Here is a 15,031-nt window from a genome sequence, read left to right as displayed (position 1 = left end):
TTCCTTAAGTCAAAAATAATTAATGCGTGTTTTTGCATAGTCATTCCATCATGAAAATTTAATGCTTTGAAATCAACGTGATAACCAGATATTTCAAAGCATTAAATTCTACAAGTTAATAACAAATACAAATAAGACCGAAGAATATCGCGTAGTTATTCATCTCTGGATAATGTTTATTTAGTCATTATCTGATACGCATCATGCAAATAAAAACAAACGCATAAATACCCCATTCAGCGTGAGCAACATCACAAAATGAAATAACAAGTCGCCTAGTATGAGCCGTGAAATCAATTGAGCTTATCCGCCATGTAAATAACTGCATGGCCCAGCCCTTTTTATTCTGAAAAACAGTTAAAGGAATAATTATGGAAAAGCATTACGTCGGTTCTGAAATTGGTCAATTGCGCAGTGTTATGCTGCATCGCCCTAATTTAAGTTTAAAACGCTTAACCCCTTCGAATTGCCAGGAATTATTATTCGATGATGTGTTATCCGTTGAACGTGCGGGTGAAGAACATGACATATTCGCAAACACGCTGCGCGAGCAGGGTGTGGAAGTCCTGCTGTTAACCGACCTTCTGACACAAACCCTTGATATTGCAGACGCCAAAGCCTGGCTGCTGGAAACCCAAATCTCTGACTATCGCCTGGGGCCAACCTTTGCGAGCGATGTCCGCAGCTGGCTGGCCGATATGCCGCACCGCGAGCTGGCACGCCGGTTAAGCGGCGGATTAACCTACGGTGAAATTCCGGCGGCAATTAAAAATATGGTTGTCGATACCCACACGGCAAATGATTTTATTATGAAGCCGCTGCCAAACCATTTATTTACCCGCGATACCTCCTGCTGGATATATAACGGTGTGTCCATTAACCCAATGGCCAAGCCCGCCCGCCAGCGTGAAACCAATAACCTGCGTGCTATATATCGCTGGCATCCTGCTTTTGCCGATGGTGATTTTATTAAGTACTTCGGTGACGACAATATTAATTACGACCACGCAACATTAGAGGGCGGCGATGTATTAGTGATTGGCCGTGGCGCGGTATTAATCGGTATGTCTGAACGCACCACCCCGCAGGGCGTGGAGTTCCTTGCCAACAGTCTGTTCAAACACCGCCAGGCCGAACGCGTGATCGCCGTTGAGCTGCCAAAACACCGCTCCTGTATGCACCTCGACACGGTGATGACCCACATCGATGTCGACACCTTCTCCGTCTACCCGGAAGTGGTGCGCAAAGACGCCCAGTGCTGGACGCTCACGCCGGATGGACGCGGCGGCCTGCTGCGCACCCAGGAAACCGACCTGCTCCACGCCATCGAAAAAGCGCTCGGCATTAACCACGTGCGCCTGATCACCACCGGTGGCGATGCCTTTGAAGCCGAACGCGAACAGTGGAACGACGCCAACAACGTGCTGACCATCCGCCCGGGCGTGGTGATTGGCTACGAGCGCAACATCTGGACCAACGAGAAGTACGACAAGGCCGGGATCACCGTGTTGCCAATCCCTGGCGACGAACTGGGGCGTGGCCGTGGCGGCGCGCGCTGCATGAGCTGCCCGCTGGAACGCGACGGAATTTAAAGGAGCCATCATGGAAAGAAAACCCACTCTGGTCGTCGCGCTTGGCGGTAACGCGTTGCTCAAACGCGGTGAACCGCTGGAAGCGGAGATCCAGCGCCAGAACATCGAGCTGGCGGCCCGCACCATCGCCGGGCTTACCGAGCAGTGGCGCGTAGTGCTGGTGCACGGCAACGGGCCGCAGGTCGGGCTGCTGGCACTGCAAAACAGCGCGTATGACAAGGTCACCCCCTACCCGCTCGACATCCTCGGAGCCGAAAGCCAGGGGATGATCGGCTACATGCTCCAGCAAGCGCTGAAAAACAATCTGCCTCAGCGTGAAGTAAGCGTGCTGCTCACCCAGGTGGAAGTGGATGCTGCCGACCCTGCATTTACTCACCCGACCAAGTACATCGGCCCGGTCTACAGCGAAGAACAAGCCAGCGCGCTGGCAGCGGAAAAAGGCTGGGTGTTTAAGGCCGATGGCCGCTACTTCCGCCGCGTGGTGCCTTCCCCGCAGCCGAAACGCATTGTGGAAAGCGATGCCATTACCGCGCTTATCCAGCGCGATCACCTGGTGATTTGTAACGGTGGCGGCGGGGTTCCGGTGGTGGAAAACGCCAACGGCTACCACGGCATTGAAGCGGTTATCGACAAAGATCTGTCCGCTGCGCTGCTGGCACGCCAGATAGAGGCCGATGCCCTGCTGATCCTGACCGATGCCGATGCGGTGTATCTCGACTGGGGCAAACCCACCCAGCGACCGCTGGCACAGGTCACGCCGGAACTGCTCAGAGAGATGCAGTTCGACGCCGGCTCGATGGGGCCGAAAGTGGCCGCCTGCCGCGAATTTGTTGAAACCTGCAACGGCATTGCCGGGATCGGCGCACTGGCCGATGGCGCGGAGATCCTGGCGGGCGAGAAAGGCACGTTGATTCGTAATTGAGCACCCGTTTCCCCTCACCCTAACCCTCTCCCGGAGGGAGAGGGAATGTAAGCCCCCCTCTCCCCGTGGGAGAGGGCCGGGGTGAGGGCATCAGACAGCTAACGATTTAAAAAGGATTTACCCATGACCATCAACCTGAAAAACCGCAATTTCCTCAAACTGCTGGACTACACCCCGGCAGAGATCCAGTACCTGATCGACCTCGCCATTGACCTGAAAGCCGCCAAAAAAGCCGGACGCGAAAAGCAAACCCTGGTCGGCAAAAACATCGCGCTGATTTTTGAAAAAACCTCCACCCGCACGCGCTGCGCCTTTGAAGTGGGCGCGTTCGACCAGGGCGCGCAGGTGACCTATCTCGGCCCAAGCGGTTCGCAGATTGGCCATAAAGAGTCGATGAAAGACACCGCCCGCGTGCTGGGCCGTATGTACGACGGCATCGAGTATCGCGGCTACGGCCAGGCGATTGTTGAGGAGCTTGGCGAGTACGCGGGCGTGCCGGTCTGGAACGGCCTGACCGATGAATTCCACCCGACCCAAATTCTTGCCGACCTGATGACCATGCTGGAGCACGCGCCGGGCAAAACCCTGCCGGAGCTGAGCTTTGCCTACCTGGGCGATGCACGCAACAACATGGGCAATTCACTGATGGTGGGCGCCGCCAAAATGGGCATGGATATCCGCCTTGTGGCGCCGAAATCCTTCTGGCCAGAAGCCGGGCTGGTTGAGCAGTGCCGCGCCATCGCCAAAGAAACGGGCGCACGCATCACCCTGACTGACGACGTAGAAGAAGGCGTTCACGGCACCGATTTCCTCTACACCGACGTGTGGGTATCGATGGGCGAGCCGAAGGAAGCCTGGGCCGAGCGCGTCAGCCTGATGACGCCGTATCAGATCAACGCGAGGGTGATGAAAGCCACCGGCAACCCGAACGTCAAGTTCATGCACTGCCTGCCTGCGTTCCATAACGAGCACACCAAAGTGGGTCGCGAAATCGAAATGGCCTACGGCCTGAAAGGGCTGGAAGTGACGGAAGAGGTCTTTGAATCACCGAACTCTATCGTCTTCGACGAAGCCGAAAACCGGATGCACACCATTAAAGCGGTCATGGTGGCGACACTCGGCGACTAATCACCGCCCGGCGTGCCACGGGGTGCGCCGGGTTTCAGGAGAACATCATGGGCAAATTCAGGTTTCCCTCTGCTTACACCATTCTCTTCTTTCTGATTGCCGTTGTGGCCGCGCTGAGCTGGGTTGTTCCGGCCGGTCAGTACCAGATGGCGATGAACGCGGCCCTCGGCAAAGAAGTGCCCATTGCCGGAACTTACGCCCACGTTGCCGCACATCCGCAGGGCATTATTTCGGTGCTTATGGCCCCTATCGCCGGGCTGTACGATCCCGAGTCTGGTCAGGCGGGTGCGATCGACGTGGCATTGTTCATTCTGATCATCGGGGGGTTTCTGGGGATCGTCACCAAAACCGGGGCCATTGATGCCGGGATCGAGCGTGTCACCACCCGCCTGCGGGGTCGCGAAGAGTGGATGATCCCGATCCTGATGGCGCTGTTTGCCGCTGGCGGCACCATTTACGGTATGGCCGAGGAGTCTCTACCGTTCTACACGCTGCTGGTGCCGGTGATGCTGGCTGCCCGTTTTGATCCGGTGGTGGCGGCGTCTACCGTGCTGCTTGGTGCCGGGATCGGCACGCTCGGCTCCACCATCAACCCGTTTGCCACGGTGATCGCCGCCAACGCCGCCGGGATCCCCTTTACCAACGGTATCGCCCTGCGCGTGGCGCTACTGGTGATTGGCTGGGTCATCTGCGTGGCGTGGGTAATGCGTTACGCCCGTAAAGTGCGCAAGGATCCGTCTCTCTCTATCGTTGCAGACAAGCAGGAAGAAAACCTCGCCCATTTCCTCGGCAACAAAGGCGAACAGTCGCTGGAATTTACCCCGGTGCGCAAAATCATCCTCGTGATTTTCGCCCTCGCCTTCGCGGTGATGATTTACGGCGTGGCGGTGCTTGGCTGGTGGATGGCGGAGATCTCCGCGGTGTTCCTCGCCAGCGCGATCATCGTCGGGCTTATCGCCCGCATGAGCGAAGAAGAACTTACCTCAACCTTTATCAACGGCGCGCGGGATTTGCTGGGTGTCGCGCTGATTATCGGTATTGCGCGCGGTATCGTAGTGATAATGGATAAGGGCATGATTACCCACACCATTTTGCACAGCGCTGAAGGGCTGGTGAGCGGTTTGCCGACCGTCGCATTTATCAACGTGATGTACTGGCTGGAGGTGGTGTTGTCGTTTCTTGTGCCTTCTTCATCCGGCCTGGCCGTTCTGACGATGCCGATCATGGCACCGCTTGCCGATTTCGCTAACGTCAACCGCGACCTGGTGGTGACGGCTTATCAGTCGGCTTCCGGCATCGTTAACCTGGTCACGCCGACCTCTGCCGTCGTGATGGGCGGGCTGGCGATCGCCCGCGTCCCCTACGTGCGTTACCTGAAGTGGGTTGCCCCTTTGCTGGCGATCCTGACGGTGGTGATTATGGTGGCGTTGAGCCTCGGGGCGTTGTTGTGATCTTTTGACGTTGTAGGCCCGGTAAGCGTAACGCCACCGGGCGTTTTGTTTCAGCCAATTACATGGGATTAAGTTATGACGGAATATGGTGATTACTCTCCAAAGGAACAGCTACAGCTGACAGTGTGTCAGCGTCTGATTACCGAAAAGAGTTATCTCTCCCAGGAAGAAATTCGCCGCGACTTACAGGAGCGGGGGTTCGACAGCATCAGTCAGTCCACCGTTTCACGTCTGCTCAAGTTGCTCGGTGTCATAAAAATTCGAAATGCCAAAGGGCTAAAGATTTATTCGTTGAATCACCAGTTACGCCCGGCGCCCGATGCCGCTCGTACGGTTTCCGAAATGGTGGTCAGCGTGGAGCATAATAGCGAATTTATCCTTATCCACACCGTTGCCGGATATGGCCGCGCGGTGGCGCGTATTCTGGATTATCACCAGTTACCGGAAATTTTAGGCGTGGTTGCCGGAAGCAGTATTGTCTGGGTTGCGCCACGCGTGGTAAAGCGCACTGCCCTGGTACACAAACAAATTAATTATTTACTCAGAACGAATTAATATTCACAAAGAACCGTTTGCATTGAGTAAAGTGTGCATTAAATCGCTTGATCCGAAAATCGGGGTGCGTATAATGCCCGACAATTTGCCGGGAGGAAGCATGGTCAAGCGTGTACGACATAACGTCTTACCGCGTCTGAAATCAGACGCTGGCCTGCCGTTTTTCTTCCCGTTGCTAAACCTATTCCCAGAGCCCCTCATTTGAGGGGCTTTTTTTTGCCCGGCGTCAGGAGATAAACATGAATCCGCTTTATCAAAAACACATCATTTCCATAAACGACCTCAGCCGCGAAGAGCTGGAACTGGTTCTGGAAACCGCGGCAAAACTGAAGGCCAATCCGCAACCGGAGCTGCTTAAACACAAAGTCATTGCGAGCTGCTTCTTCGAAGCCTCTACCCGTACGCGCCTCTCCTTTGAAACCTCCATGCACCGCCTGGGCGCAAGCGTGGTGGGCTTCTCAGACAGCAGCAACACGTCGCTGGGTAAAAAAGGCGAAACGCTGGCGGACACGATTTCAGTTATCAGCACCTACGTTGACGCCATCGTGATGCGTCATCCGCAGGAAGGCGCCGCCCGTCTGGCGACCGAGTTTTCCGGTGGCATTCCGGTACTGAATGCCGGGGATGGCGCGAACCAGCACCCGACGCAAACGCTGCTGGATCTGTTCACCATTCAGGAAACCCAGGGCAGCCTGGAAAACCTGAACATCGCCATGGTCGGTGACCTGAAATATGGCCGTACCGTCCACTCCCTGACCCAGGCGCTGGCGAAATTTAACGGTAACCGCTTCTACTTTATCGCCCCGGACGCGCTGGCGATGCCGCAGTACATCCTCGATATGCTGGACGAAAAAGGCATTCAGTGGAGCCTGCACGCCAGCATCGAAGAGGTGATGAGCAGCGTGGATATTCTGTATATGACCCGCGTGCAGAAAGAGCGCCTGGATCCCTCCGAATACGCCAACGTGAAGGCGCAGTTTGTGCTGCGCGCCAGCGACCTCGAGGGCGCGCGCGACAACATGAAGGTGCTGCATCCGCTGCCGCGTATCGATGAGATCACAACAGACGTTGATAAGACGCCACACGCCTGGTACTTCCAGCAGGCCGGGAACGGCATCTTCGCTCGCCAGGCGTTACTGGCACTGGTTCTGAATCGCGAATTAGCTCTGTAAGGGGAAATGACAATGACACACGATAACAAACTTCAGGTTGAAGCCATCAAACGTGGCACCGTGATTGACCACATCCCTGCGCAGGTGGGCTTTAAGCTGCTGACCCTGTTCAAACTGACCGAAACCGACCAGCGCATCACCATCGGTCTGAACCTGCCGTCTGGCGAAATGGGCCGCAAAGATCTGATCAAAATTGAGAATACGTTCCTGACCGACGAGCAGGTAAACCAGCTGTCGCTGTACGCACCGGACGCCACCGTAAACCGTATCGACGATTATGACGTAGTGGGTAAATCACGCCCAAGCCTGCCGGATCGTATCGAAAGCGTGCTGGTCTGCCCGAACAGTAACTGCATCAGCCATGCTGAGCCGGTTTCCTCCAGTTTTGCAGTGAAAAAACGCGCTGATGACATCGCACTCAAATGCAAATACTGCGAAAAAGAGTTTTCTCATTATGTGGTGCTGGCCAACTAATTGAGGTTGGTAATGAAATCCCGGCTGTTATAATGGCCGGGACTCTTAAATCAGCTGTTATTCTGGAGAAATCATGACCAAAGTACTCGCGACGGAAAATGCACCAGCGGCTATCGGCCCATACGTTCAGGGCGTTGATCTGGGTAGCATGATTATTACCTCAGGCCAGATCCCGGTTAACCCAAAAACCGGCGCCGTGCCGGAAGACGTGGCCGCGCAGGCTCGTCAGTCACTGGAAAACGTGCAGGCTATCGTTGAATCCGCAGGTCTGAAAGTGGGCGATATCGTGAAAACCACGGTATTCGTGAAAGACCTGAACGATTTCGCGACCGTAAACGCGACCTACGAAGCATTCTTCACCGAACACAATGCCACCTTCCCGGCGCGCTCTTGCGTTGAAGTGGCGCGTCTGCCGAAAGACGTGAAAATTGAAATAGAAGCGATTGCAGTACGTCGTTAATTTATTTCAATAAAAAATGGGCGGCTCCGGCCGTCCATTTTTTTTGGATATTTTTCCTCTCGCCGCAGCATGACATCCCCCTGCTCCCATTAATAACATCAGATGCTATCTATTATTAATGGACTAAAAATGAAACCTTCAAAAATTGCGTTGGCGGTGGCGACACTGACCATTGCCTCATCCGCTTTCGCTCACGGTTATATTGAATCCCCGGCCAGCCGCGCCTATATGTGTAAGCTCGGTCAAAATATTGATTGTGGCTCCGTGCAATATGAACCGCAGAGCGTGGAAAAAACCTCCGGCTTCCCTGCGGGCGCATTGCCGCCAGACGGACAGCTCGCCAGCGCTGGCATTGCCAACTACTCACAGCTTGATAAACAGAGCCTGAATGCCTGGACTAAAACGCCGATGACCGCAGGCCCGCATGAGTTTGTCTGGTATCACACCGCGCCGCACAAAACCACCAACTGGCGTTATTATATGACCAAACAGAATTGGGATCCAAATAAGCCGCTGACTCGCGATCAATTTGAATCAACCCCATTCTGTACTATCAACGGTAATAACCAGGCACCGGCTGCACGTCAGAGTATGAATTGTAATGTACCTGAACGTACCGGTTACCAGGTTATTTATGGCGTATGGGAAATTGCTGATACAACAAACAGTTTCTATCAGGCTATTGACGTTGATTTCGGTAATGACGGTACGGTCAAACCCGACGAAACACCAGCTGTAGTTTCCGAATGGAGCACCACGCTGAGCGGCCAGATCACGGGGAATAACCTGAATGCTGGCGACAAAGTGATTGCTCGCTTCTTTGACGCTCACGGTGAAGTGACCGCCATGCGCACAGAGATGACCATCGCCTCTGCCGAACAGGGTGACGCGAACCAGTGGTCTTACGATCTGGCGCAGAAGCTTAACACCGCGCAGAGCGCGATTCGCGTAGGGGTAAAAGATGCCTCCGGTGAAATCAGCCCGATCCATGGAGCCAACAGCATCTTCGTCAAAGAGGGGAGCACGTTAAAATCGGTAGCGATTTCCTACGAAGAACAGAAAGCGCAGGTTAATGAAACCATTGCGGTATCAGGCCTTCAGTACAGCAAAATCGAGCAGGGTAATGCCACGGTCTCCTTCCATCTGAACACCCACGGTAACGTGGATTTTGAAGCCCATGTGATGAATCATAACGGCGCGGAGAAAGGCTATCTGAAGCAGGAGATGAACAACGTGAATCAGGACGTTACCATGACCCTGACCAACGTTGAGCCGGGCCACCACATGCTGAAATACTACGCAACTAATCAGGACGGCACCCTGTTTGCGCAGGATGTCCTGAACCTGATGCTGGAAGAGGATGCAGCAACCGGAAATACGGGCCATTACGACTTTAGTTTCCCGGCGAACATCACCGCCTATAAAGCGGGCACGGTAGTGTTGCAGCCAAAAGACGGTAAGACCTATGAGTGTAAGCCATTCCCGTACAGCGGCTACTGCGTGCAGTGGAGTCAGTATGCGAATCAGTATGAGCCTGGCGTAGGTTCACACTGGAAAGAGGCGTGGGTTCTTAAGCACTGAGTCGTCTGATCCCCTCACCCCGGCCCTCTCCCACAGGGAGAGGGTGTATAAATTCCCTCTCCCTGTGGGAGAGGGTTCTTTACTACTGATTCCGCGTGGCTCTGAGCAGCGTCTCCAGCGGGTAAACCGCCGCAATCACCACCTCATCCTGAATTTTCGCCGCGTTATCCAACTCAGCCTGAATCGACGCAATTTCTTTGTCATCCAGCGTCCCCTGACGCGCCACCAGATCGGTTAAGCGCAGGCCAATCGAGGCCAGCTTGTCCACTTCCTGAATCACCGGTTTAATCGCCCTGAGCTGATAGTTGTTTCCGCTCAGCGCCAGCGCATCGCTGGTATTGCTTTGCCAGCGGTTAAACACGTGGCGCAGCGCATCCGCACTTTCCGTGTCTTCTGCATCGCTGACCAGCCTGTCGACCCATTTATTCATCTGACGCACGGTGGCGCTTTCAGCGCTAAGCGCATCAGCAAAACGGTTGAGCGGCTCAAACTGATGATAATTCCCGGCCTGGAACTTCAGGTGCTGGCGGGTGTAATACTGGGCCGGTTCCACTGCCTGCGCGAGGATCAGCAGCGGCAGGCTGTCGCCATTGTTCGCCAGGCGGGTGAAGTACGCCTGCTGCTGGCTGTGCTGCTGAAGCCCCACCGACACCGTCGACCAGCTATCCATCGCCTGCAAACGGGTGTACATGTTGTCGGTATCGTTCACATCCTGCGCCGACCACAAGCGTTCCGCCACGGCAAAGGTGCGCGGCCAGAGTTTAATATCCAGCACAGGTGCAACCACGTTTTCGGCCCACAGCGCGGCTTCGCCACCCAGCAGATTGGCCTGTTGGGCAGCATCTGGCACGACCGGAGCGATACCTTTTGGCACCTCATCCAGCAGCTTGCCGCTGACCGGGTAACGGGCGTTGCCCAGCAGGAAATAGCCACTCAGCGTATCCGTACCCACCGTCACCACCGGGCGCGTTTCGCCCATCCAGGTATCAACGGTAAACGTCACCTGGTCATCGCTACGCCATTCGATGTTCTGAACCGCGCGGCGCGACTTGCCGGCAAAATCGATAAATCCTCGCCAGCCGGAATCGCCTTTCACCAGGGTAAAGCTCCCTTCTACTGGCTTGCCTTTCAGGCGCGGCAGGGTGAAGACCCAGCTCTGTGGGCTGTCGTTATCGCCGATCACATCCACATTGTTTAAGCCCTGCGGCACGATCTCATTGCGGTAGTGATAGGCCGTCGACTGTGGCTGGTCGAGATAAAAACCGGTCGAGAGAATGCCTTTGTAGCCCTTATCGGCCACCTGCCCCAGTGCATCCTGCCCTTGCCAGGACTGGATCAGAATGCTTTTTGGCAGGTCGGGATGGAAGATCTCGTCCCAGCCCACCATCTGCCGGTGATGTTTTTCAAGAAGCGTTTCCAGCTTGCGGTTGAAATACGCCTGCAATGCATGGCTGTCTGCCAGCTTGTTATCACGCATGAATTTCTGAATAGCGGCGTTTTCTTTCCACTGCGTGTCGTCCACCTCATCGCCACCGATATGCAGATACGGGTCGGGGAAGATCGCCGCCAGTTCGCTGACCATTGCCTCTGCAAAGCTGTAAGTTGCCTTTTTGGTCGGATCCAGTACCGGCTTCAGCACCCCCCAGTGGCGTTCCATCTCATAAGGCCCTGGCGCACTCATCAGCTCGGGGTAGGCAACAGCAATTGCCGACGCATGACCCGGCATGTCGATTTCCGGGACCACGCGAATGCCACGGTCAGTGGCGTAACGCACGATCTCACGCATCTGGTCAGGGGTGTAAAACTGCCCGTCGCTGGCAAGCTGCGTAAGCTTTGGATAGCGCTTCGAGGTGAAGCGCCAGCCCTGATCGTCGGTCAGATGCCAGTGCAGCACGTTCAGTTTTGCCGCCGCCATCCCGTCAATCTGGCGTTTGATGTCGTTCAGCGGGATAAAGTGGCGGGCGGAATCAAGCAGTAACCCACGCCACGGGAAACGCGGCGCATCCTCAATGGTGACCCAGGGTATCGCGGTATTTTCTGGTCCGTTCTGGATAAGCTGGAGCAGCGTTTCCATCCCGCGCAGTGCGCCAAAGCGGGTGTTGGCCGAGATATTCACGCCGTTTGCGTCAACCTTAAGCGTGTAGCTCTCATCACTGTCGGGCAGCGGTTGCGGCTTCACTTTTTTAGCGATGTCGATGCGGATGGTGGGTTTGTCTGGCTTATCGGCCTGCGGTCGCAGCGTCCAGCCGGTTTGCAGCGCAATGCGCTGGCGCAGGCGGTTGACCGCGTCACCCAGGTCATCACCGCTGACGCTTACAGAGATATTATCGCTAAGCACCAGCGCGCCCTGAGTTGTCGGGCGTTCAACCTTTGCAGGCCAGGGCATCAGAGGAAGGTCACCTGCCGGAGCGGCAAACGCAGAAGCGCCGAGCATAAGCCCGGCGGTTAAGAGACTGTACCGTAACATGAATGTTCCTTATTTGACGGGCCAAAAAAGGCAAAACATTCTGTTAACATGCGCTCAATTTGTCGTCAAGCGAATGACGCAACAGAGATCACAGGTTGTCGAATTTGGGAGGAAAGCCAGTTGCCGGGTGGCGGCTTCGCCTTACCCGGCCTACATTCGGATCGTAGGCCCAGTAAGCGCAGCGCCACCGGGCATTTTTTTACTGCCACCCATACCGGCGCGCATAGAACCCTTTCACCATCTGGGTCAGCACCATATAGCCCGCGAGGATCGCCACCAGCCATGGGAAGTAGCTCAGCGGTAGCGCCTGCAATTGCAGGTAACTCGCCAGCGGAGAGAACGGCAGCGCAATACCCAGCACCATCACAATCCCCGTCATCACAATCAGCGGCCATGCGGCACGGCTCTGAATAAACGGAATACGTCGGGTACGGATCATATGCACAATCAGCGTTTGCGACAGCAGGCCCACCACGAACCAGCCAGACTGGAACAGGGTCTGATGTTCAGGCGTGTTGGCATGGAACACAAACCACATCAGGCAGAAGGTCAGAATGTCAAAAATGGAGCTGATCGGCCCAAAGAACAGCATAAAGCGGCCAAGATCGGACGGGTTCCAGCGCTGTGGCTTCTGGATCTGCTCATCGTCCACGTTATCAAACGGGATCGCCACCTGAGAGACATCGTACATCAGGTTCTGGATCAGCAGGTGCAGCGGCAGCATTGGCAGGAACGGCAAAAACGCACTCGCCACCAGCACGCTGAAGACGTTACCGAAGTTCGAGCTGGCGGTCATTTTGATGTACTTCAGCATGTTGGCAAAGGTACGGCGGCCTTCGATAACCCCCTCTTCCAGCACCATCAGGCTTTTTTCCAGCAAAATGATATCCGCCGCTTCACGGGCAATATCCACGGCACCGTCAACAGAAATACCAATATCTGCCGCACGCAGCGCCGGAGCATCGTTGATGCCATCGCCCATAAAGCCCACCACATGCCCTTCGCGGCGCAGCAGCGTAACAATGCGCTCTTTGTGCATCGGCGTCAGTCGGGCAAACAGCGTGGTGCGCTGGGCAAGCCGGGCCAGCTCATCGTCAGAAAGATGTTCTATCTCGCTTCCCACCACCACGTCGCCGGCATCCAGCCCCACTTCGTGACACACTTTTGCCGCCACCAGCTCGCTGTCGCCGGTGAGGATTTTCACGGTGATACCGCTCGCTTTCAGGGCTTTCAGCGCCGGAGCCGTCGTCTCTTTTGGCGGATCGAGAAACGCGATGTAGCCTTCAAGGATCAGGTCTGATTCATCAATGCGCTGATAATCCCCAACGCGCGCTGGCAGGAATTTGCTGGCCACCGCCACCACGCGCAGCCCCTGACGGTTCAGGTTGTCGGTCACGCGTTTGATACGGCGCAGCATGATGTCGTCCAATGGGACGATATCACCGTTGTGCCGTACCTGGGTGCACACATTAAGGATCTCCTGCAACGCCCCTTTGCAGATCAGCTGATGCACATCCTGCTGTTCACTCACCACCACCGACATACGGCGGCGCTCAAAATCAAACGGGATCTCATCCACTTTCTGCCAGCGGCCAGACAGCGCGCGGGCAGACTCTTCACCCACGCCTTCCAGCACCGCAACGTCGAGCAGGTTTTTCAGCCCGGTCTGGTAGTGGCTGTTAAGCCAGGCGCTGTGCAGCACGCGTTCGCTGGTCTTGCCTGAGATATCGGTATGGTTCTCCAGCACGATTTTATCCTGGGTCAGCGTCCCGGTTTTATCGGTGCAGAGGATGTCCATCGCGCCAAAGTTCTGGATAGCGTCGAGGTGTTTAACAATGACTTTTTGCTTAGAGAGTTTTACCGCCCCGCGCGCCAGCGTGGAGGTGACAATCATCGGCAGCATTTCTGGCGTTAAGCCCACGGCAACAGAGAGCGCAAACAGCGCCGCTTCCCACCAGTCGCCTTTGGTATAGCCGTTAATCAGCAACACAATCGGCGTCATCACCATCATAAAGCGGATCAGCAGCATACTGACGCGGCCAATCCCCTTCTGGAAGGCGTTAGGTTCGCTTTCCTGCTCTGTTACACGCCCGGCAAGCTGGCCAAACCAGGTGTTACCGCCCGTTGCGGTCACAATGGCCTGCGCGGTTCCACTGACCACCGTGGTGCCCATAAAGCACAGGGTGTCGCATTCCAGCGGGTTCATCTGCTGCGGATCGCGGGTACGCGCCACTTTCTCCACCGGCAGTGATTCGCCGGTCAACGACGCCTGAGCGACAAACAGATCGCGCGCCTGAATGATGCGTAAATCAGCCGGGATCATATCGCCGGCCGCAAGCTTCACCAGGTCGCCCGGAACCAGCTGATCGATAGACAGTTCAAGCCAGGCGTTTTCACCCAGTTCATTAATCACGCGCGAGACGGTGGCGGTGTTGCTGACCATCGCTTTCAGGGCATCGGCCGCTTTGGTGGAGCGGGCTTCCTGAATAAAGTTCAGCAGCGTGGAAATCCCCACCATCAGGGCGATAACGCCTGCGGCAAACAGGTCTTCGGTGGCATACGAGATAATACCAAGTACCGTCAGCAGCAGATTGAACGGGTTGCGGTAGCAAACCCACAGGTGCACCCACCAGGGCGAAGGTTTTTGCGCCGGGATTTGGTTGTCGCCATGCTCGGCGCGGGTTTTATCGACTTCGATTGCATTCAGCCCTTCCGGGTGCCCGCCAAAGGCGCGCCAGACTTCGTTTTCGTCCATCGCCGCCACGTTCAGGCAGCGCTCGGTCAGGGAAGAAGGAATAACCGCGCCCGCCAGATTTTTGGCGTTTGGCATCGGGTCACGCTGGATAAGACGGCGTGGCAGGTGGCGGCTCAGCTGATCAAGCAGCTGCCGGGTGATATTTTTCAGCATAATAAGCTCTCCTGCGCGCGCAGCGGCGAACGCAGTTTTGCTGGCAGACACGGTAAATCCGTACCTGGCGGCACTTTAATTATTAGCAGAAACGTTGGGGACGTTGCTGCCTCACATCACCGGTGAGACAGCAAAAGGCTGGCTTACCGGAAAGAAAGCGCTCTCCCGTTCAGGAGAGGCGTGGGATCGGGATCCATGTAACCTCCGGTAAGTAAAATCAGAATTTCGCCGCGCAGTATAAGGAATTAACCGTACCGTTTGTGACGATTCGGGCGGTATTATAACCCCGCGCAAGTAAACCGTACGTAAACCAGACTTTGC

Annotated in this window: 12 protein-coding genes and 1 pseudogene; 10 read left to right on the top strand and 3 right to left on the bottom strand. The window is 55.6% G+C overall.

What is annotated here, in order from left to right; genetic code table 11:
* The first annotated feature begins 371 nt into the window (after positions 1 to 371).
* The 5 genes from arcA to ACT9TW_RS07765 all read left to right on the top strand — a co-directional run bounded on the left by arcA (position 372) and on the right by ACT9TW_RS07765 (position 5,648).
* On the top strand, positions 372 to 1,592 hold the full coding sequence (gene arcA / locus ACT9TW_RS07785; RefSeq protein WP_446492030.1) for an arginine deiminase: 1,221 nt from the start codon (positions 372 to 374) through the stop codon (positions 1,590 to 1,592).
* 10 nt (positions 1,593 to 1,602) lie between these two features.
* Positions 1,603 to 2,514: a carbamate kinase gene (locus ACT9TW_RS07780; RefSeq protein ID WP_182059395.1), complete on the top strand. Its 912-nt coding sequence runs from the start codon at positions 1,603 to 1,605 to the stop codon at positions 2,512 to 2,514.
* Between the two features lie 123 nt (positions 2,515 to 2,637).
* Positions 2,638 to 3,642, top strand: a complete 1,005-nt coding sequence (gene argF, locus ACT9TW_RS07775; protein ID WP_182059394.1) for an ornithine carbamoyltransferase — start codon at positions 2,638 to 2,640, stop codon at positions 3,640 to 3,642.
* Positions 3,643 to 3,689: 47 nt separating this feature from the next.
* Positions 3,690 to 5,093, top strand: a complete 1,404-nt coding sequence (locus tag ACT9TW_RS07770) for a YfcC family protein (protein WP_182059393.1) — start codon at positions 3,690 to 3,692, stop codon at positions 5,091 to 5,093.
* Between the two features lie 75 nt (positions 5,094 to 5,168).
* Positions 5,169 to 5,648 (top strand): arginine repressor, encoded by a 480-nt coding sequence (locus ACT9TW_RS07765; RefSeq protein WP_014068690.1) that lies wholly within the window; start codon positions 5,169 to 5,171, stop codon positions 5,646 to 5,648.
* Between the two features lie 3 nt (positions 5,649 to 5,651).
* Here the strand turns inward: ACT9TW_RS07765 and ACT9TW_RS07760 are convergent.
* A pseudogene (locus ACT9TW_RS07760) lies at positions 5,652 to 5,769 on the bottom strand (hypothetical protein).
* On the opposite strand from ACT9TW_RS07760, the gene ACT9TW_RS07755 reads away from it, so the two are divergent.
* The 5 genes from ACT9TW_RS07755 (at position 5,749) to gbpA (ending at position 9,335) form a co-directional block, all read left to right on the top strand.
* On the top strand, positions 5,749 to 5,853 hold the full coding sequence (locus tag ACT9TW_RS07755) for a pyrBI operon leader peptide (protein ID WP_022646880.1): 105 nt from the start codon (positions 5,749 to 5,751) through the stop codon (positions 5,851 to 5,853). The pseudogene ACT9TW_RS07760 and the gene ACT9TW_RS07755 overlap by 21 nt on opposite strands.
* A 34-nt stretch (positions 5,854 to 5,887) precedes the next feature.
* Positions 5,888 to 6,820, top strand: coding sequence for an aspartate carbamoyltransferase (pyrB, locus tag ACT9TW_RS07750; RefSeq protein ID WP_315687709.1), 933 nt, complete (start codon positions 5,888 to 5,890; stop codon positions 6,818 to 6,820).
* A gap of 12 nt (positions 6,821 to 6,832) precedes the next feature.
* A complete protein-coding gene (gene pyrI / locus ACT9TW_RS07745) occupies positions 6,833 to 7,294 on the top strand; it encodes an aspartate carbamoyltransferase regulatory subunit (protein ID WP_221551556.1) in 462 nt (153 codons plus the stop codon).
* A 73-nt stretch (positions 7,295 to 7,367) separates the two neighbouring features.
* The gene (gene ridA, locus ACT9TW_RS07740) at positions 7,368 to 7,754 is read left to right on the top strand and encodes a 2-iminobutanoate/2-iminopropanoate deaminase (protein WP_014068687.1); all 387 of its coding nucleotides are present in this window, start codon (positions 7,368 to 7,370) and stop codon (positions 7,752 to 7,754) included.
* 129 nt (positions 7,755 to 7,883) lie between these two features.
* Positions 7,884 to 9,335, top strand: a complete 1,452-nt coding sequence (gene gbpA / locus ACT9TW_RS07735) for an N-acetylglucosamine-binding protein GbpA (RefSeq protein ID WP_446492029.1) — start codon at positions 7,884 to 7,886, stop codon at positions 9,333 to 9,335.
* Between the two features lie 82 nt (positions 9,336 to 9,417).
* Here the strand turns inward: gbpA and ACT9TW_RS07730 are convergent, their stop codons facing one another.
* Together ACT9TW_RS07730 and mgtA are read right to left on the bottom strand one after the other, a co-directional pair.
* Positions 9,418 to 11,802: a beta-N-acetylhexosaminidase gene (locus ACT9TW_RS07730; protein ID WP_446492028.1), complete on the bottom strand. Its 2,385-nt coding sequence runs from the start codon at positions 11,800 to 11,802 to the stop codon at positions 9,418 to 9,420.
* Positions 11,803 to 12,001: 199 nt separating this feature from the next.
* Positions 12,002 to 14,710 carry a magnesium-translocating P-type ATPase gene (gene mgtA, locus ACT9TW_RS07725; RefSeq protein ID WP_446492027.1) on the bottom strand — a complete coding sequence of 903 codons (2,709 nt, stop codon included), beginning with the start codon at positions 14,708 to 14,710 and terminating at the stop codon, positions 12,002 to 12,004.
* Between the last annotated feature and the right edge of the window lie 321 nt (positions 14,711 to 15,031).

It is taken from the genome of Enterobacter sp. C4G1, assembly GCF_052886895.1.
This window is presented reverse-complemented; position numbering and strand designations above follow the sequence as displayed.